The organism is Alteromonas sp. 009811495, assembly GCF_028865455.1.
Taxonomy (GTDB): domain Bacteria; phylum Pseudomonadota; class Gammaproteobacteria; order Enterobacterales; family Alteromonadaceae; genus Alteromonas.
Genome location: NZ_CP113972.1, coordinates 1,380,352 through 1,400,174, shown reverse-complemented (window position 1 = coordinate 1,400,174; position 19,823 = coordinate 1,380,352). Strand labels below are relative to the sequence as shown.

The following is a 19,823-nucleotide window of genomic DNA, read 5'->3' as shown; positions in this document are numbered from 1 at the left end:
CTGGATTGGTTATTTTTCAAACAGCACGTTCAAACAACAATATATAAATAGAATATCGCTACGGGTTAATAAATGAAGAAGTCTGTTTTTAATGCAGCAAAGACATGGACAAGTCTTTGCGCCTTGTTACTAATGATACCAATTGCCAACGCACAATTTATGGGCGATAGGCAGGCGAAACTTGTCGTTACAAAGCCAATCGAGTTTATGAACGAAACGCGCAATGTAGAGGCGGTAGGCAGTGCTGAAGCTGTGCGCTCAATTGCCTTGTACCCTGCCGTTTCAGATGAAGTCACCGAGATAAACTTCGTACCTGGCCAAGCCGTTGAGAAAGGCAAAGTATTGGTTCGACTTGATGACAGAAGACAACAAACGGCACTGAAACGCGCAGAATTAACCTTGGCCGATGCACAGCGAACAGTCGAGCGTTTAGCATCAAGCTATAAAAATGGCGCAGTGCCAGTAAGCGAGCTGGACCTTGCACGAGTGCAGCGTGACCTTGCAGAGGTGGCGCTAGAAGAAGCAAAAGCCGATTTAGAAGACCGTCATATCGTTGCACCTTTTGATGGCGTTGTGGGTATCACTGACGTAGAGGTTGGCGACCGTATAACCGAACAAACCCTTATCACTACCTTGGATAACCGCAGCAAGCTATTTATTAACTTTAAGGCGCCAGAGGCATCATTACCGGTGTTAATGAATGCTCCCATGGTTACTCTTGTACCTTGGAGTGACAAAGAGAAAACAGTACAAGCGGAAATTGCACAAATTGACTCCCGAATTAATGAAGCTGACCGCACCTTGCGCGCTCGTGCAATTTTAGACAATTCTGCTGACATTTTTCGCCCGGGCATGAGTTTTCGGGTAAATCTGAGCATTGAAGGTGAGCGCTTTGCTGCCGTACCCGAAGCGGCACTATTGTGGGGTGCTACAGGTGCTTACGTATGGCTTGCAAAAGATGGCAAGGCACAACGGGTAGATGTAAGTGTTCACCAACGTTTAAGAGGCACAATACTTGTGTCAGGCGAGATACGTGAAGGCGATACGCTTATCGCAGAGGGTGTACAACGCTTAAGAACTGGCCAAGCAATTACCACCGAGTTGGCGGGAGGGCCACAAGGTGAGTGATCCACAACTTTCCTCTTCAACAAACGATTTGCCATCATTATCAATAAGACGTCCCGTTCTTATTGTTGTATTAAACCTATTGATCGCCATTGCAGGACTTGCAGCTCTGAGCGGTCTTGAAGTTCGAGAACTACCTGATGTCGATACTCCGCGCGTTACCGTTACCGCCAACTTCCCCGGCGCTTCACCTGAAACGGTAGACGCTGAAGTCACTGGCAGACTTGAAGGTGCAGTTGCGCGAGTAAGCGGCGTAAAGAACATTTATGCCCAAAGCGAAGAAAACTCAGCGCGTGTACGCGTTGAATTTCGACCTGGCGTAAATTTAGAAGACGCAGCAAATGAAGTACGAGAGTCTGTAAGCCGTGTACAGCGACAATTACCAGAGGATGTAGAGCAAGTTGCTATCATTCGTGCCGACAGCGATGCACAAGCTGTGGTTAGCTTAGCAATTTCAAGTGACACACTTGATATGGAGACGCTGACAGAACGAGTAGATACCGACGTAGCCCCGCTATTTTTAAGTATTCCAGGCGTTGCCGATGTCACGTTAAATGGTGATAGAGAACGTGTATTACGGGTATCGGTTGATCCATTGCGTTTGACTAGCTTTGGCCTATCAATGACCGATGTTGCCAACGCCCTATCACTTGCCCCTTTTGATGTCCCTGCTGGCAGCATTCAGTCGGCCGAACAGGCTCTCATTGTGCGCGCAGATGCAACTTCAGTAACGGCAGAAGACGTTGGTGACATTGTGGTTTCAGGCGACATTCGTATAAACGATGTAGCCAGCGTGTACTTTGGTCCTGCCGACACGTCAAGTATGGTGCGTTTGGACGGCACACCCGTAATTGGCGTTGGCGTTATTCGCCAGGCCAGTTCTAATACCATCGAAATTTCAGATGAAGTTTTGGCAATGGTTGAAGATTTAGACAAACGCTTCACCGATATGAATATCGTCGTTACCTCTGACGATGCAGAGTTTATTCGTGACTCTGTTAAGGAGGTTGTAGTTTCACTGAGCCTTACTATCGCATTGGTGGTTGTTACCTTATTGGTATTCATTGGCTCGTGGCGAGCCACCATTGTTCCAGCGCTTTCTATTCCAGTATCGCTTGCCGGTGCGCTTGCCATTATCTGGGCAATGGGCTTTTCAGTGAACATTCTTACTTTGCTTGCCTTAGTATTAGCTACTGGAATGATCGTTGATGACGCCATTGTGGTATCTGAAAACATTCAACGACGCAGAGGCATGGGATTAGGTGCCAGAGCTGCCGCAGTGGTTGGTACAAGAGAAGTATTTTTCGCAGTGGTAGCCACTACTGCAGTGCTGGCATCAGTATTTATCCCTATCGCATTTTTACCTTCAACTGCAGGAAGACTATTTAGAGAGTTTGGTGGTGTGCTGGCCGGGGCTGTGGTTATCTCGTCTTTCGTTGCGCTGTCATTAGTACCTGCGCTTACTGCACGACTTAAAGTCAAAGAAGCGAAAACAAGCGGGCTTTTCAGCAAAACGTTTGGACGCTTTGGCAATGCGTGTCTAGGCCTTTATCAATCGTCACTGTTGAAGGCGCTTAAGTATGGCTGGGTTGTAGGCATTTTGAGCCTTGCAGCTGGCGGCGGAGCATATATCCTTTCTCAGAATATCGACAATGAATTATTACCCAGTGAAGATAGAGGCACTATTCGTATTTTTGCTCGCGGTCCTGACGGTGCAGGCCTGAACTTTATGGACAGGCAAGCAGAGAAAATGGAAGAACTGCTGTTACCCTATGTAGATAACGGTACTATCGATTCGATTTACACCGTTGTAGGGTCATGGGATCCAAATATCGTGTTCATTACTGCACCTCTTAAGCACTGGGACGAGCGTGATAAATCGCTTCAAGATGTGGTAAATGAAATACGTCCTAAGTTGCAGCAAATTCCTGGTGCGCCAGGCAATGCGTTTGGTGGCAATAGCCTTAACTTACGCGGCCAAGGTGGCGGCCTTGAAATTGCGTTAACTGGCGATACATACGAAAACATTTTTGCCGCGTCTCAAGCATTCGCAAGACAACTTGAAGATGCAATGCCTGAACTGGGACGCCCTCGTATAAGCTACGACCCTACTCAGCCCCAAATGCGCGTGAACATTGATAGACGTCGCGCTGAAGAGTTGGGTGTTCCACTCAACGACATTGCTAGCACGTTGCGGGCAGCAGTAAACGGTGACGATATTGCAGATTTAAACGTGGGTGACCAATCCATTCCAATTATGCTGCAAACCAATAACCGCAGTACAATAAACCCTTCTGATCTCACTAGCTTATATGTGAAAAGTAACAACGGGAATCTGGTACCGCTATCTAGTGTTGCTTTCATCACAGAGGAAGGTGTGGCGGCTGAGTTAGAGCGTCAAGCACAGCGTCGTGCTATTCAAATAGAAATGGAGTTACCAGAAGATGTTCCGCTAGCAGACATCGTTGATAAGGTACGCACACTGGCGCAAGACACGTTACCTGACGGTATAGGTCTCGTATTCCTTGGCGAGGCACAAACCTTTGAAGAAACGTCAAAGCAAGTTGCTCTTACCTACATTCTCGCCTTTGTCATTGTACTACTGGTACTTGCGGCACAGTTTGAAAGTGTTAATAGTGCAGTGGTCGTCATGTTAACGGTACCTTTTGGTATCGCAGCAGCGGTCTACGCCCTTTTCCTTACCGGTACAAGCATCAACATATACTCTCAGATTGGTCTAGTTATGCTTATTGGACTACTTGCGAAAAACGCTATTCTACTTATTGAATTTGCAGATCAACTTCGCGATAAGGGCTATGAGATTTACGACGCAATTGTTGAGGCGGGTAAAGTGCGCCTTCGCCCCATTATGATGACACTGGTGTCTACGATATTAGGTGGATTACCGCTTATCTTATCAACTGGTGCTGGTGCGGAAGCACGTAATGCCATTGGCTGGGTGGTATTTGGCGGCTTAGGCATTGCAGTGGTATTTACACTTTACCTAACGCCAGTGCTCTACCTTGCGTTAGCACGCTTTACTAAGCCACGGGCAGACGAAAGTGCAAGGCTTGAACGCGAAATGGAAGAAGCGCAGGCTCACCACTAACAAGCATTGCTATCCATCAAAAAAAACGCCACTATTAACGTGGCGTTTTTTATTTGTATTATGTACATACAGTAACTTATCTCATCTTCGTTACATTGCTCTACAAAACCCTTTTACTTTTGCTTTACCTACAAAACCTAAAATATTGTCTACCATATTCGTGAAGTAAGGGTTGTAGGTAAGACGAGCATGCACCTTATCGTTTTCTTTGTAGCCCCACGGTCCGTACCAGACGGTTTCGCCATCCTTACATCGGGCTTCCTTGTTGCTACCCTGCCCATTGTCGCAAATACGAAATTCACTTTGCGTACCGTACAAGCTGTTACTCGATGCGAATAAATTACTCATGTGTGACGCCGCACTTATACGTAACTCGGGTAACTGCATGCTTTGCATCAGTACATGTTGTGGGGGGAGTTCAGGCATAGATTCTCCTTGCCACAGCAAACATTTTCGCGGATGCGTAAAGTTGTCGCCAAATTGCGTAGCCACTTTTTCGGTATCAACTACGCTGTCTTTTTCTGCAACCGTCATCAATACCGGAATATGCAGTGTATTAGGTTTATCATCACGATTAAAAAGTGTCTGCAATTGATTAACGCTTTCTTGATATGCCGCAAACCCTGGCATTGCAGTAGAGTTGTAGCGCGAGGGATTATCTTCGTCTTCAACATTTGGCCATGGAAACAATGAATCGATATACGGTGCCAATCGAGACACAAAAAAGCGCGACTTAAACGCAGGCGAAAAATGTATTAGCCCTTCGATATCGGTGCGAAAAAAGCTTGCGATAGTCGTGAGATTGGCACCAGTAGAAAAGCCACCAATATATAGCTTTTTGACTTCACCTGAAAAAAGTTCGATGTGAAAATTGGTCTCAGTTTGCCACTGCTCATAACTCACAGACAACATATCACCAGGCTTTGTACCATGACCTGGCAGTAAAATTGTACGTACATGAATACCATCGGCACACAACGCGTTCGCTACATCGCGAAAGAAGAAAGGTGAATCACCCAACCCGTGAACCAATAAAATGCCTACTTCATCGTACTGTGCTCCGCACTCAAAGGGCATATTCATTGCAAGTTCTTTTGTTTTTTCCTGCTCGCTGCCAATGAAAGTACGGTTCTTTTGGATATATTCCTCAACCTTATCTAAATAGACGTCGTAAGGTGCCACTTTAACAGGGAACGCGGTGTCGCTAGCGCTAAACTGTGCGCTATGAGAAGAGTGACACCCAGAAAGTGATAATAAGGTTGTTGCAGCGACGAAAGATAACGCCGCTCTTTTAACGGATATAATAAAATTCAACTGATACTCTGGCGTAACTAACCGTTTCTACTGAAGTGTATCTTTACCAGAAATCAGTGCCTTTGCCAGCAATTTATGTGTAAGCAAAGATAACAACTCAGTTTCTTCTTCACTTCGCTCGCCGTCTACGCCGGTAATCGCCATCGCTACTTCTAGCGTTTTTGCAGCATCGAAAACTAAATCGTTTTTTAAACTACGCAGGTAAGTGACAGCGTCGCCCGTATCAATTGCTTTGCGGGTTTGATAAATGGTGTCGTTTAGAAACGCTTCTGGGCAGATTGGGCTTTGCCAGTCTAAAGAGTCAACCATGGCATTCAAATAGTCTTGTTCTGACAAGGTGACCATACCATCGACCTGATAAAGTAACACTGAGAGCTTGATTAGGGCTTGGTTAAAGCTTTGTTGTTCTGATAATTGCATAACATTCTTCCTCTTCGTACTGTACGCGGCAGTACCACAACATTTTCTGCATCCTGCAGAAACGAATGGCAAGTCCTTCTAAAAAAGAAAGATTTGCCTCTGTTCACCGCACGTCACATAGCATAGCGTGTGCGAATGACAGCAATACTACGCAGTGATGAACATTAAAGTTCACATTGTTAATTTTATGTAAACAACCTTTATATTATAGGTCTTTTTTTGCGTATTCCAAGTGTGCTATTGGCAAGATAAAACCGAAGAGTAGGTAAAACTGTGAGGTAGAATTCAAAAAGGCGTGGAAGAATGTCATTACATTATCCCGCGCCTTTTATTTAACTGAACAAACAAGGTGAGTTAATTCGTTACCTTAAGCCCAGCGTAATATCGTTGATGTAAAAATTACCAGTATAGACTTTGTCATTATCGCCGTGGGGCTCTAAAGCAAAAAATTGTTTATCTTGATCATCGAGCGCTTGATACCCCCCAATTACCTGATAAATCCACACCTCAGGGTCAAATTCTAGGGATTTCTCTTCAAAGTAATCCAACGCCGTCTTAGGTTGGCCTGAATCAATCACATCGCAGAAATAATCCTCAACGGCTTTTTGCAGTGGGTCTTTTTCCAGCGAAACGGTTGATTGCTCAGTCACATCAATATCGACAGGCTTGCTATCTTGATGTTTGTTTTGACGTTTATGCACATGGGTTAACGACGCAACAATGTATTGATAGTCAGCTTCGTGCTCAACATTGTTCACGTCAGGGCTTGCATTAACGATGGTGTTTGCAGACTGATTAAACAGAACAGGAACGTTAGTCAAGTTTGCATAGTTACCCGGCGTAAAGTCTGGTTGTTGCTCCATATGCAACAAGAAACCCTTTAACAAACGTGTGCGGCCTTGGAACTCTCTGAATCGTCCTAGCAAATCGAGTAAGCGCGCTTGCACCACTGACAGTTCTTGCGCTGCTTTTGCAAAGCGTTGCTGTAGCGAAACCACTAATAAGTGACGTAGTTCGCGATTAGATCCAGCGAGCTCACTGAGCTCATCAAAACGAAAACACTCAAGTTGTGAGAGCAAGTCTGTCACCTGCCCTTGTGCAAGTTCGTTTTCACGAATCTTCGCTTCTACAGATGAAACATAACCAAATTCATTATTGATGCGCCCAAACATGACGCGAACACTGTTACTGAGTGACTCAGACAGTTGATACACATGTTCGGTTAAATCTCCCATATGGGCAGCGGCTTCATTGTATTTGTTGTAATGAAGCGCCTCTTTATAGTGTTCTGTCAACGTTTTAAGGCTTGCCAGCGAAGCACCAATATTGGCGTTAATAGTACGATTTCGCTCGTCTTGAAGGCTTCCCTCCAACAAACTTCTTACCGCACTTTTAAGGCGCAACTCGCTTTGCGCTTCAGGGCGCCAAAGCACGCCTAGCTGCACCAATTGTTCAAGCACTTTTGGGCTATGGTCGCGCTCTTTCACTGAGCCATTGATATAAGCCTGCATAATTAAATCACTATGACGCCCCAAGGCGTTAAGCAATTTAGTGCCGGCTTGTATTAGCACCTGACTCATATCAAGCTACCTTGCGAAATGGCGGCCTCCGCTTGCTCTGACAAGCTAAGGGCTTCGGTTTCATCAATAAATCGCAACATTTCGTAAAGGTGCTCGATTTTTCCTGTTCCCAAATAAATTTGTTTGTCTGGATTAGGCTTAATCAAATACCCCATCTCCGTCAGCCGCTTAAACACTTGCTTAAGCTGACCATCTAAATTCACACTGGTCGAGCCGAACATGCGATAACGCGAGATTTTTTCTAACTGCTCCGCATAAGCAGGTGTATCTTCAATGGTTGTTTGCAGTTCGTTTAAGCGAATGGCACTGCCCATTGTGATAGGCATGTCAGATTCATTAGCTTGTTGTACCAACAACAACCACTCCACCAGCGGAACGAGGTTTGACGCGGTATCTTGAAACTGCTGCGTCAGCACTTTGCGCTCACTTTCACCAATGGTTAGGTAGCTTGCAAAGAATACATCACCTTCTGCAGTGGTAGATAGCGTGCGATTAAGCAGCGTAAGATGTGGCTCAAGTTGTGCGGCATTGTCACGACTTTTTAGAAAACGCCACGCTTCTTCATCGGTCACCTGACAAATAAATGCGCCTTGTAAAAGTGCACTAAGTACACGGCCTTGTTCTGTCATCATGCTGATGTCTCCTCACCTGCAACTTCATTCTTTCGAGCCTTGATTCGTGCGGCAATAGCGCTCGCTTTTGGCTGTACCACCTGAAGTTGACGGGTCACCTTATCTATTAAATAGCGGTTTTCAAATAGCGTCAGTACTTCTGATTCTGGATTAGGGAATGCGCCAACTACGCTAATGTTATTGTTTTGACACGCTTCAAAGATTTTCTTCACGTTGTTCTGGTGAAGTGTACCCAATTCATCAATAGGCCAATGCACTGTGGCGTCGGCATCACCGCGTAATAAACGCGTGAACGCGAGTAGAAACTTACACAAGATCAGGTATGCCATACCGTGGCTTGATGATTCGTTAAGCTGGCGGTCGGTACGAATAACAAGGTCACTTTTTCCTTCTCGAAGGTGCAACTCGATATCCAATAGTTTGCTAATACCACCTGTTAATGCTGCGCGACCAAGAATATCAAGAACACGACGCATGCTCTGTCCGTATTCCTCTTCTGGCAACTCGTTGGCGCCCTCTTCCATCCAATGCTCGTAGAGCTTTCTGAACTGTTCAAGCTCAGGCCAGAATTCTAGTTCGCTTATGCGAGAGCGAATTTTCACAGCAGAGTCAGATACACCATCAAGGAATAGCTCACCGTCAACTTCCTGAGTAATACGGCGGCTTTGGGACACAATGCGTTTGTCGATATCAGCAAGTACAAAATAGTATTGCGATAGGTCTGCACCAAATATACGGCCTTGCTCACGTAAGCCTTGAAGCTTTTGCGGCACAATCACGTTAAGGAGCTGCGCAAGGTGCGATACCATGCGGCGGTGATCAAAGCTTTTGACGCCATGAGCATTTAATGTAGCGCACTCTTCTCGTGCCCGCTCCCAAGTGTCAGAAAGCCCCGTGCCCGCTTGTGCAGCGATAAGTTGATCGAACCGCTCTACATAAGCACGAATATCGCTGAGTAAGTTTTCACGTTCCTGAAGTTGGCTTTGTACTTCAGAGATACGCTGGCCTATGCTGACATCATCGTGCTTAATATCCGCCGTTTCATCACCTGCATGCAAGGTAAGCTTCGCCAACGACTTGCTAAGTGTTTTCACTTGCTCAAGGTGCTCGCTGGCTGTTTTAAGTGTGAGTTCAAGCTGAGTATGTTGTTCTTGCAGCTGCTCACGAGTGGCTTTGTAGGCACTTTGTTTGTTTGCTAGGTTACGTTCTGATTCGCCGAGAAGCTTACGAGATTTTGACAGACCTTCTTGCCAAACCACTTTTTGCTTAGTGAATACATTTGTGTACCAACGCTCGTAATCCGCAACTTTGTGGCGATGGGTTTCAGTACGCGCGATATCTTCTTTTAACTTATTAATTTGCTTCTTAAGTTGGCCTATTTCATCAACATCTACACCGCGATTACTGAGTTCACTTTCCAGCCAATCTTGCATGTCTTTTCGGTCTTGCGCCGCATTGTCTTTTGCTTTGCGCATATCACTATCGAGTTGGGATATACGCGCTTCACTGTCTGCGATAAGCTGCTGCCAGTGAAACTTGTGCTCAGTCTCTGCTTCGCGCTGCTGGTCTTTAATTTCGTCGCGACTTAGCTCATATTGCGCTTTCGCTTGCTTTTGTGCTTGTTGATTGGCTTCAAGCTTAGTTTTTGCTTTTTGCTTGCGTGCCGATAGTGCCTGTTGATATTCACTAAGTACCGTATCTCTATCTTGCTGTGCTCGCTTTCGACTAGCTTCAGCGCTTTTTACTGCGTTGTCTTTTTGCGTAACAACGAGTTCAGCGTTTCGAACATCTTCGTTAGCCTTGGCGAGTCGCTGCTCACACTCATTCTGCGCAGCTAAAGCGGCAGCTTGACGAATTTCTGCTTCTTGTAATTGTTGCTTTAGCGCTTGTTCGGTTTGCGCGTATTCAGGTGTATCAAGTTCGGACAACGCAAGCTTTACGCCCATGAAGGTATCGCTTGCACCTTCCATACTCGGAGCTAAATCAGTGCGTTCAAGTAACTCTGGGCGAATGACTTTGCCTAGTGACAGTTCCCAATCTTCAACATTAGCGCGCAAGAATTCGAGCAGCGCACCTTCTCCTGGATAAAGCAACGCATTAATTTTATTAACGGCTTTTTCTTCTTGTAGAAAAGCGTTTCGCGCTTTGTCTAACGCGTTAGAACACTCTCTTCGAAATTCAATGGCTTTATTTTGCAATTGCTGTGCGTGACGAAGTTCAGATCTGGTTGCATCTTCGTTTATAGACGCCTCTTTAATTGCGGCATCGAGAATATCCAACTGTGACTGTTCAAACTCGTTGTAACCGGCGTTTGATAATGACGCTTTCAGTTCGGCCTCAGAAACCTTTAGCGCATTGGTATTTTGTTGAAAGTCATTTTGTAGCGCATTTAACTGGCCACTGTAGTCATCGCGAATTCGACTCAGCGCTTCGCGTTCATTTTGTTGTTGCTCAGCTTTGTTTTCTGCTGCTTCTTGACGTGCAGCAGACATCTCTTCCAGTGTGATCGAGAGTCTTTCACCTAACTCAGCCAAACGCTTATTATATGCAGACTCAATATCTTGGTGCTTCTCAGTAAGTAATATGTAGCGGCTATCAGCTAATGACTTTTCATTTTGCCATTGTGATAGATTGGCTACGTCTTCTTTAAGCTGCTCAATGTTTTCGTCTTGCCACTTATCAAATTCGCGCTCGACAGTATCAAGCTCACTAGTGAACTTTTCTACATCTGCACGGGCTGATGAAATTACCTGATTTAAGTGGTCTCGCGTGTCGCCCCACTCGCTGTCTGTTTGCTTGCGCTGAAAGCTGTTTTCATCCAGCTCATTTTTGGTGGTTTCAACACGAGCGGCCAGATAGGTTTTATCAAGTTCAAAACTATGCTTTAGGTTAGCGAGTACCTGCTCTGTGCTGGTCAGCGCCATATCAGCTTGTTCTAATTTCGAAAACTCTGGGCGAATTTTATCGAACTGCTTTATAAGGTGGCATTCTTTGATCCAGTCATCTACACGATTGCGGCTTAGGCCCGACGTAGGTGGTGTTACGCCATCTTCTTCCAAAATAGCGGCAATCATCGCTTTGATGGTTTCCATCTTGCCTTCTTTAGAATGCACCGCCTTGGCCAGCTTTTCTATGTGGCGCATGTGCTTTGACGGTTCACACAAGCTGAAGATTTTTGCGTAACCTAAGAGCTCTCTTGCATTGTTGCTTTGATTTAATACGCCATGATCATTTTGAATAATGGCGCGAAAATCTTTGGTATTGAGCAGGCTTGTTACCATGATGTTGTTACGCTTCATAGCGCGTGCTAGCTCTGCACTGCTTACACTGGCGTGTTTACCATTTTTTTGTTCAATCAAGTAATCGTTAATATCAAACGGTTTACCCACCAGACGATAATTGACACCCGTTCCGTTTGAGCTCAGCACTGCTTGACACAGGTCACCTTCAGCGCGCGTATATTCATAGATGATAAAGCTAGACAAACGGGGGAGATACCAACGCTCAAAACTATCGCGCGTAGCAGGCACCACACGAGAAGGATATTCGCCATAGAATACGGGAATAAGACGCTGAAGTGTTGTTTTACCCGATGCGTTTGTACCACAAATATTGGTATGTCCATCAAGCTTTAGTTCGACCACGCCTGGCAAGTGGGTGTCGATAAGAATAATACGTTTTAAGCCTGCCATAGTGTTCCTGTGTTATATAACTCGTCTTTGATATGTGATCAGCAGTAGATAGCGTTCAAACTAGCAGGGCAGTGTATTACGATTTATAGACTTTGCACAGATATAGAGGCGCTTGTTGAACATAAAGCGAGCGAAATTGCCGTTTTTAGAAAAGCGCGATAGCAAATTAGGAATATTGCTAGCGTTACAAAAAAGCCTCTTTACAACAAAGAGGCTTTTGTTAGCGATAAAATATATCAGATTTATTTAGCGCGGAGGGAAACCGCCGCCACCGCCAAACCCGCCGAATCCACCCGGGCCGCCTGGACCACCAGGGCCTCCAAAACCACCACCCGGAGGCATCATGCCCTTCATCTGACGCATCATTTTCTTCATGCCGCCGCCAGACATCTTCTTCATCATTTTCTGCATTTGCGTAAACTGTTTAAGCAAACGGTTTACGTCTTGAATTTGCGTACCTGAGCCTGCTGCAATACGACGTTTACGCGAACCTTTAATCATATCTGGACGAGCGCGTTCAGCCGGTGTCATTGAGTTAATGATGGCTTCCATTTGATTGAACTGCTTGTCGTTTGCCTGATCTTTAATTTTATCAGACATACCGCCCATGCCAGGCAGCTTATCAAGCATGCCCATCATGCCGCCCATATTCTTCATTTGCTCAAGTTGATCTTTGAAGTCTTGTAGGTCGAAGCCTTTACCTTTCTGGACTTTCTTGGCCAGTTTTTCTGCTTTCGACTTATCAACTTTGCGCTCAACCTCTTCAATTAGGCTAAGTACATCACCCATTCCTAGAATACGAGATGCTATACGCTCTGGATGGAAAGGCTCTAGTGCATCAACCTTTTCGCCCATACCAATGAATTTAATTGGCTTACCAGTGATATGACGTACAGATAAAGCAGCACCGCCTCTTGCATCACCATCGGCTTTAGTAAGAATGACACCAGTAAGTGGGAGTGCATCATTAAACGCTTTCGCTGTATTCGCGGCATCTTGACCTGTCATGGCATCTACCACGAACAAGGTTTCTATTGGTTTAACTGCCGCGTGAAGCTCTTTAATTTCATCCATCATGTCGCTATCAACATGAAGACGACCTGCGGTATCAACTAACAGTACATCAAAGAAGTGCTTTTTCGCTTCGGCAATGGCATCGTTAACAATGTCAACGGGCTTTTGCAAAATAGTAGAAGGATGGAACGCAACGTTAACCTCGCCTGCCAAGGTTTCGAGCTGTTTAATTGCCGCCGGACGGTATACGTCGGCACTTACTACCATCACCTTTTTCTTTTCGCGCTCAGTGAGGTACTTCGCTAACTTACCCACAGAGGTTGTTTTACCCGCACCTTGAAGACCCGCCATCAATACAACAGCAGGCGGTTGCGCAGCAAGGTTTAGCTTTTCGTTCGCTTCCCCCATAACCGATTCAAGTTCAGACTGCACAATTTTGATGAACACTTGGCCAGGTTTAAGGCTCTTAGTCACTTCTGTGCCGACTGCTCGCTCTTTGACTTGCGCAACAAACGCCTTTACAACAGGTAAGGCAACATCAGCTTCAAGAAGCGCCATGCGCACTTCGCGCAGCGTTTCTTTAATATTATCTTCAGTAAGACGCCCCTTGCCGCTAACATTTCTTAATGTTTGGCCTAAGCGTTCGGATAAATTTTCAAACATAGTATGAAACTTCTTTTTATTTCAGACGTAATGCCCACATTGTAACGTAAAAGGCGGGCGTAACGTACCGCAATTTATTTTAAATTTTCAATTCTGAAAAATTGTAGACTGGTGTAAAAGTGGGCACGAGATAAACAAAATCAAGTAGATGGTTGAATTTACTTCCAAGTTGAAGTATCAATACCGACTCAATTGGTGACCGACACCACCTCATCACAGGAAGCAACATGAACACCCTTTTCGCCATATCCGCTGCTTTTTTATACGCTTCAGCCGCTGCGGTGTTAATTGGCAAGTTTGTCCATCACGAAGGACCTAACAAGCGTCTTGGTTTATCGCTAGCAAGCGTTGGGGTTATTGCGCATATTGCCTTTTTGATTAACGCGATAATGATTGCACCAGGCCAAGATATGAGTGTGACCAATGTACTTTCCTTGGTGTCGTGGATCATTACGGTCGCCATGTTGATTTTTGCCCGCGCTATCCCGAACCTTATTTTGTTACCGGTGGTGTTTGGGTTTGCCAGTTTCTCAGTATTGGCCTCTAAATTCATCCCCGTATCTTACATAATGCATATCGAGTTGCAGCCTGGTTTAGTCGTTCACATAAGCTTGTCGCTTTTTGCTTACTGCACATTAGTGATTGCATTTTTATACGCACTGCAGATGTCTTACATTACCTATCGCCTAAAACAGAAAGGGGCTTCACTGCTGCACTCTTCGCTTCCACCTTTAATGTTAGTAGAGGGCATTCTTTTTAAGTTACTTTTGGCAGGTACTTCGCTACTTACCGTATCGCTTATCAGTGGCTTTGTGTTTCTCGACGATATGTTCAATAAAACCTATGCACACAAAACGGTACTCTCTATCGCGGCTCTAGTGGTTTTTCTCATTCTGCTTGTGGGACAAAAACTTAGAGGATGGCGCGGCCGACAGGTTATCGTTATGACAGTGTTAGGCGTCATCTTATTGTCACTGGCTTACTTTGGAAGCAAGTTAGTTAAAGAACTCATTCTCTAATTAGCAAATTAGATAACAGTATTTTCTAAGCAATTAGCGTGTTTTCTGCATTTTTCGCTTGAAACAATGCCATCAAATTACTACATTTGAAGGCTAGTTAAAGACAGGACCCCCTAATTGGACGACATATCTACGAGTACGCTGTTTATCGCGCTCGGCGTACTCATACTTCTATCTGCGTATTTTTCTAGTTCTGAAACTGGAATGATGTCGATAAACCGCTATCGACTTAAGCACCTTCAAGGCGAAGGTAACCGCTCAGCTATCCGCGTTGCTAAGCTACTCGACAGACCTGACCGCCTTATAGGTCTCATCCTTATCGGTAATAATCTTGTCAATATTGCTGCATCGTCATTAGCAACGATCTTGTGTATCCGGTTATTTGGTGATTACTGGGGGTTATTTGCTGCTACTTTTGGTCTTACTTTGGTACTACTGATATTCGCAGAAGTGACGCCAAAGACACTTGCTGCGCTCTACCCTGAAAAAGTTGCGTTTCCAAGCTCAATCATTTTGCTCCCCTTGCTCACCCTGCTCTACCCTTTTGTAGCGGCAATAAACGGCATTACAAATGGTATTTTGGCTCTTTTAAGAATAAGTCCAGCAAACGGTAGCGACGATTCATTAAGCCGTGAAGAGCTGCGAACAGTTGTGTTTGAAGCTGGCACCATGATCCCCAAAAAGCACCAAGATATGTTGGTTAGTATTCTCGATTTAGAGAGTGTAACCGCGGAAGACATAATGGTTCCGCGCGCTGAAATTTTCGCTATCGATATCAACGATGATTGGAAAAAGATTCAGAAGTCACTTACCCATGCACAGCACACGCGAGTACTCTTGTACCGTGACAGTATTGATGATGCGGTGGGTTTTGTACACGTTCGTGATGCATTGAGACTGTTATCTAAAGATCAATTCACAAAGTCGAGTCTACTACGTGCGGTTCGCGAGATTTACTACACTCCAGAATCCACCCCACTTCACACGCTAATGTATAAATTCCAAGCCGAAAAAGAACGCATTGCGTTGGTTGTGGATGAGTACGGTGACATTATGGGCTTGGTTACATTAGAAGATATCTTGGAAGAAATCATCGGTGACTTCACGACGAGCATGGTGCCTGATCACAGTAAAGAAGCACATGTACAACAGGATGGGTCTGTACTAGTAGATGGCAGTGCCAACGTTCGTGAACTTAACAAAGAGATGAACTGGAATCTACCAACAGAAGGTCCGAAAACGTTAAATGGTTTGTTGCTTGAATACCTTGAAGATATTCCTGAAAACAAAATAAGCGTGCGCTTGGCGGGTTATCCATTAGAGATAGTCGATATTACCGAGAACATGATTAAAACCGTTCGAATTATGCCCGAGTACTACGTCGCTCCGCGGGATAACGGTACAGAAAGGCCGAATTAATTATCATCGACAAGGCGCTGCGCTCTATTTGCCAGTGCCTTTGCTTTGGCGGCTGCCACCTTGTCTGACAAAACTGATAGTTTTGCAATGATATCCTGAGTCTCCTCGTCTTCGCGTAAATCTGCTTCTGCCATATGTGATTGCAATGAACGCTTTAGGAGCTCAGGAATAGATTTGCTGTCCATTTCCCAACCCTTCAATAGAATAATTTCTGACACTCTCAGTCAATCTATCGACCATACAAAAATTAACTTAACGTTTTTTTGTAAAAAAGCGGGAATAGTTTTAGGTTGCATTACAGCCCTTGATAATGCGTAACTAACGTACCTTTGTGCTCTCTAAGAGAATACTTAACTACCGCAATAGAAGCCGTTGAAAACAAACTTGTTGTATAAGATTGACAAAGTTCATCGACCAAATAACTAACAAATGGCATATGGCTTACCAGGAGCATTGAACGAATGGGCTTTTTTGCATTTATTGCGGCGTGAACTCGCGCATCAATGTAGTCGCTCACCAGTTTGGGAGAGCCTTCAGGGATGATATCTTCGCTGCTTTCTAGTTTGTCAGCAATAATGTCTAAAGACACCATGTCGTGAGTTTGTTTGGCGCGACGGTATGGGCTTACTAGCGCTAAGTCCACTCGTCCACTCTCACAATAGTGATGTTTTAACCATGCCGCTGCAGCTTTGGATTGTTCTCGACCAACTGCCGTTAATTGCCTACTTCTGTCATCCAATCGAGGCGATTCAGCCTCGCCGTGACGCATAATAAACAAATAAATGTCGTCGTTGCTACTTTGACCTGACATAACATTGCGCATAGTATTAATGAAAGTATGGTAACGATAACAGAGAGCAGTAACCACGCATAGCGTTAAACGCCGAATAGTGAGAATTTTTATACATTATCAGTCGTTTCGCGAACACTAACTCAACCTTCGCCACGGCAGTAAGGCGTTTACGACTACTATCGAGAAAACGTGAGTAACACTATAAACTTTGAAAATGCGCACCACATTACCTTGCCTAACGGTATGCGTGCAATGTTATGTCACACCCCATCCGCCACTGAGTCCTACGTTTCCATGGCGGTTAGAGCAGGCCATTTTTATGACCCCCAAGACTGTCAGGGGCTTGCACACCTGCTTGAACATATGTTGTTTATGGGCAGCCGACACTTACCTAAACCTAACGCAATTAACGGTTTTATTGAGCAGCACGGTGGCACAATAAACGCCTGGACAGGCACGGAGTATACAAACTACCATTACAGCTGCACTGGCGATGCCCTTGCGCAAACGTTGCCAGCATTTGCCGACATGCTTCGGCAACCTTTGTTTGAGGAAGACTCGCTAAGCAAAGAAATTAACAACATTCACGCTGAATTTGAGTTTAAGAAAAAAGATGATCTACGCAGGCTTTATCAAATTCATAAAGAAACGTGTAACCCTGCCCACCCATTTTCTAAGTTTTCAGTGGGCAATAGCGACACCTTTTCAAAACACTCTGCAACTGAACTTAAGCAACGTCTAAAAGCACTCCATTCAACATATTATTGTGCTAACAATATGTGCCTGTGTATTGCCAGTCCCATGCCGTTTGACCAACTATCATCATTAGTAAACCAGTGTTTTGGTTCTTTAGAGTCAGGAGCGTTGGCGAATGATGACTGGCCCGCCCTTTACACAGAAAATGAACTTGGCATTCAAATAAACATCCATCCTTTGCAGGATGCCAAGCGAATGATCGTCACCTTTGCGTTACCAGCGCTGCAAAATGACTTTAGAAGTAAACCATTAAATTACATTAGTCATCTAATTGGTGATGAAGGAGAAGGTAGCTTACTGGCTTATTTGAAAGAGCAAGACTGGGCACTTAACTTAATTGCGGGTTCCGGCATAGAAGGCGATCACTTCAAAGACTTTAATGTTAGCTTTCAACTCACTCAAAAAGGACTAGAAAACAAGACTGAAATACTACGTGCGCTATTTTGCTATATTGAGCTTATAAAAAAAGCAGTGGATGAAGCATGGCGTTACGACGAAAAAGCCAAGCTAAATGCACTTGCGTTGGAATATGAGGAAAATGTCAAACCGCTGGGCTTAGTTGCAGAATACGCTCAACATTTATTCGTTTTCAGTGCCGATGAAGTTAACATTTTACGCTCAACAATAGGCAGTTATGACAAAAGCGTATTGGTGCACGCTCTGTCATATTTTACTGGTCAAAATGTTCGAATAAAAGTTATTTCAAAAAGTGAGAAAACAACCAAAGTCTGCGCATTTTACATGGCAGAATATCACGTTGAAAAAATAGACCCCGCCGTATTGGATAGTCTTGCGACACCGCCGTTAATTGAGGCTTTAAGACTTCCCCCCCCAAACCCTTATCTTGGCGATGAATATCAGTTAATACTCCCCGAGCAAGGCTATAACGTGCCAAATAAGCTAATTGATGATTCAGGCTATCGCTTTTGGTTTGCACAAGATCAGCAATTTCACAGCCCTAAGGGCGACATTTATGTTTCATATGATGCCGACAGTTTTTCTAACACCCTTGAGTCGGTTGCTGCGAAACGAATTTGGCTAGGTGCACTTAATGACTATCTTCAAGCAAAATACTATCGCGCAGAAATAGCAGGGTTACATTACCGAATTTACGGCCATCAAGCGGGTTTTACGCTTCATACTCGTGGTTTTACGAACCAACAAACGCTGTTAGCCAATCAGTTGTTAAATGCAGTAAAAACCTATATTCCCGATGAACGTGCTTTTAATCACCACAAAGCGCTTCAAACCCAGAGCTTACAGAATTCATTGCTCAACAAGCCTACTAACAGATTATTTTCACGTTTAAGTGTTTTGATTCAAAGAAATACACAAGCGCCGGTTGAGTTACTGGATGTAGTAGGAAATATTAGCTATGAGCAAATGCTCCAGTGCAGAGAGCAGGCCTTTAGTCATTATTTTGTTGAAACCTTTATGCATGGCAATTGGGCTAGTGACGAAGCGAAGCGGTTTGCCAACAATGTGCGCGAACTCAATGACAGAGCAAATGGTAGCCCCCTATCGCGCGCGGTCTCTAAACTGCCAGTTGGTAAAGGCCTGTATCATGAAGTTTGCTGCGACCATGACGACTCTGCGATTGTACTTTACTTGCAAGCGCCGTCGTCAAGCTTAACGGACACAGCCTTGTGCATGGTATTAGAGCAAATGCTAGCAGCGCCTTTCTTTAACGCACTTAGAACAGAGCAACAGTTAGGTTATATCGTGGGTACCGGCTATGTGCCGCACAATCAGCACCCTGGCATGGCTTTTTATATTCAAAGTCCTCAGTGCAGTCCAAAGCACTTGTTAGACGCCACAACAGAATTTTTGTATCAACAATTGCAAGAAATTGAATTTTATCGTTTTTATTGGCCCAACATTCAGCAAAATCTTATAAAACAATTGGAAGAACGCGATCTTACCTTATCCATGAAATCACAACGACTATGGGTGAGCTTGGGAACTCAGGATTTCGGTTTTAACAGAAATGTGAAACTAGCGGAGCGTGTTAAAGCGTTGAGTTTTGAAGAAATTCAGGCCTTTGCAGAAAAATTAGCAAATCGCGAGTATTGCGGTGAATTGGTTCTTTATTCTCGCGGCAAATATGAAGATATTCCCAATCTAGAAAAACGTACAATCAACAGTATTTCCGAGTTCAAGCAAAAGATACCGTACTATTAAAGCGTGTTCACTTTTCCGCTATGCTTTTCGTTCATTCCAAGCGTGTTTCTGGCAATGAACGAGACGCGCGGGTTGTTTAATCCACTTAAGTACAGATAAAGCAGCA

13 protein-coding genes are annotated in these 19,823 nt (G+C 44.6%); 5 read left to right on the top strand and 8 right to left on the bottom strand.

All coding sequences use genetic code 11. The features are described 5' to 3' along the window. Nucleotides 1-72: 72 nt before the first annotated feature. Together OZ660_RS06290 and OZ660_RS06285 are read left to right on the top strand one after the other, a co-directional pair. Nucleotides 73-1,128 carry an efflux RND transporter periplasmic adaptor subunit gene (locus OZ660_RS06290; protein WP_274742912.1) on the top strand — a complete coding sequence of 352 codons (1,056 nt, stop codon included), beginning with the start codon at nucleotides 73-75 and terminating at the stop codon, nucleotides 1,126-1,128. Next, nucleotides 1,121-4,234 (top strand): efflux RND transporter permease subunit, encoded by a 3,114-nt coding sequence (locus OZ660_RS06285; protein ID WP_274742911.1) that lies wholly within the window; start codon nucleotides 1,121-1,123, stop codon nucleotides 4,232-4,234. Before OZ660_RS06290 ends, OZ660_RS06285 begins: the two co-directional genes overlap by 8 nt. 90 nt (nucleotides 4,235-4,324) lie before the next feature. Here OZ660_RS06285 and OZ660_RS06280 read toward each other — a convergent pair whose 3' ends face one another. The 6 genes from OZ660_RS06280 to ffh all read right to left on the bottom strand — a co-directional run bounded on the left by OZ660_RS06280 (nucleotide 4,325) and on the right by ffh (nucleotide 13,549). After that, the gene (locus tag OZ660_RS06280) at nucleotides 4,325-5,548 is read right to left on the bottom strand and encodes an alpha/beta hydrolase (RefSeq protein ID WP_274742910.1); all 1,224 of its coding nucleotides are present in this window, start codon (nucleotides 5,546-5,548) and stop codon (nucleotides 4,325-4,327) included. A 27-nt stretch (nucleotides 5,549-5,575) separates the two neighbouring features. Then, nucleotides 5,576-5,968: a TerB family tellurite resistance protein gene (locus OZ660_RS06275; RefSeq protein ID WP_159623129.1), complete on the bottom strand. Its 393-nt coding sequence runs from the start codon at nucleotides 5,966-5,968 to the stop codon at nucleotides 5,576-5,578. A gap of 362 nt (nucleotides 5,969-6,330) precedes the next feature. Then, the gene (locus tag OZ660_RS06270) at nucleotides 6,331-7,548 is read right to left on the bottom strand and encodes a phosphoenolpyruvate carboxylase (protein WP_159623131.1); all 1,218 of its coding nucleotides are present in this window, start codon (nucleotides 7,546-7,548) and stop codon (nucleotides 6,331-6,333) included. Next, a complete protein-coding gene (locus OZ660_RS06265; RefSeq protein WP_159623133.1) occupies nucleotides 7,545-8,180 on the bottom strand; it encodes a condensin complex protein MksE in 636 nt (211 codons plus the stop codon). Before OZ660_RS06265 ends, OZ660_RS06270 begins: the two co-directional genes overlap by 4 nt. Beyond that, entirely contained in the window at nucleotides 8,177-11,872 is a 3,696-nt protein-coding gene (locus tag OZ660_RS06260; protein WP_274742909.1) for an ATP-binding protein, read from the bottom strand. Before OZ660_RS06260 ends, OZ660_RS06265 begins: the two co-directional genes overlap by 4 nt. Nucleotides 11,873-12,118: 246 nt before the next feature. Further along, a complete protein-coding gene (ffh, locus tag OZ660_RS06255) occupies nucleotides 12,119-13,549 on the bottom strand; it encodes a signal recognition particle protein (RefSeq protein WP_159623137.1) in 1,431 nt (476 codons plus the stop codon). 227 nt (nucleotides 13,550-13,776) lie between these two features. Between ffh and OZ660_RS06250 the strand changes: the two genes are divergently transcribed. Further along, nucleotides 13,777-14,568 (top strand): cytochrome C assembly family protein, encoded by a 792-nt coding sequence (locus tag OZ660_RS06250; RefSeq protein ID WP_159623139.1) that lies wholly within the window; start codon nucleotides 13,777-13,779, stop codon nucleotides 14,566-14,568. Between the two features lie 117 nt (nucleotides 14,569-14,685). Further along, nucleotides 14,686-15,987 carry an HlyC/CorC family transporter gene (locus tag OZ660_RS06245; protein WP_159623141.1) on the top strand — a complete coding sequence of 434 codons (1,302 nt, stop codon included), beginning with the start codon at nucleotides 14,686-14,688 and terminating at the stop codon, nucleotides 15,985-15,987. Here OZ660_RS06245 and OZ660_RS06240 read toward each other — a convergent pair. Together OZ660_RS06240 and sixA are read right to left on the bottom strand one after the other, a co-directional pair. Beyond that, nucleotides 15,984-16,172: a hypothetical protein gene (locus tag OZ660_RS06240; RefSeq protein WP_159623143.1), complete on the bottom strand. Its 189-nt coding sequence runs from the start codon at nucleotides 16,170-16,172 to the stop codon at nucleotides 15,984-15,986. The two genes, OZ660_RS06245 and OZ660_RS06240, sit on opposite strands and share 4 nt — an antisense overlap. A gap of 110 nt (nucleotides 16,173-16,282) precedes the next feature. Further along, nucleotides 16,283-16,798: a phosphohistidine phosphatase SixA gene (sixA, locus tag OZ660_RS06235; protein WP_226432746.1), complete on the bottom strand. Its 516-nt coding sequence runs from the start codon at nucleotides 16,796-16,798 to the stop codon at nucleotides 16,283-16,285. Nucleotides 16,799-16,969: 171 nt separating this feature from the next. Between sixA and OZ660_RS06230 the strand changes: the two genes are divergently transcribed. Further along, nucleotides 16,970-19,717 carry an insulinase family protein gene (locus OZ660_RS06230; protein WP_274742908.1) on the top strand — a complete coding sequence of 916 codons (2,748 nt, stop codon included), beginning with the start codon at nucleotides 16,970-16,972 and terminating at the stop codon, nucleotides 19,715-19,717. The last annotated feature ends 106 nt before the right edge of the window (nucleotides 19,718-19,823 follow it).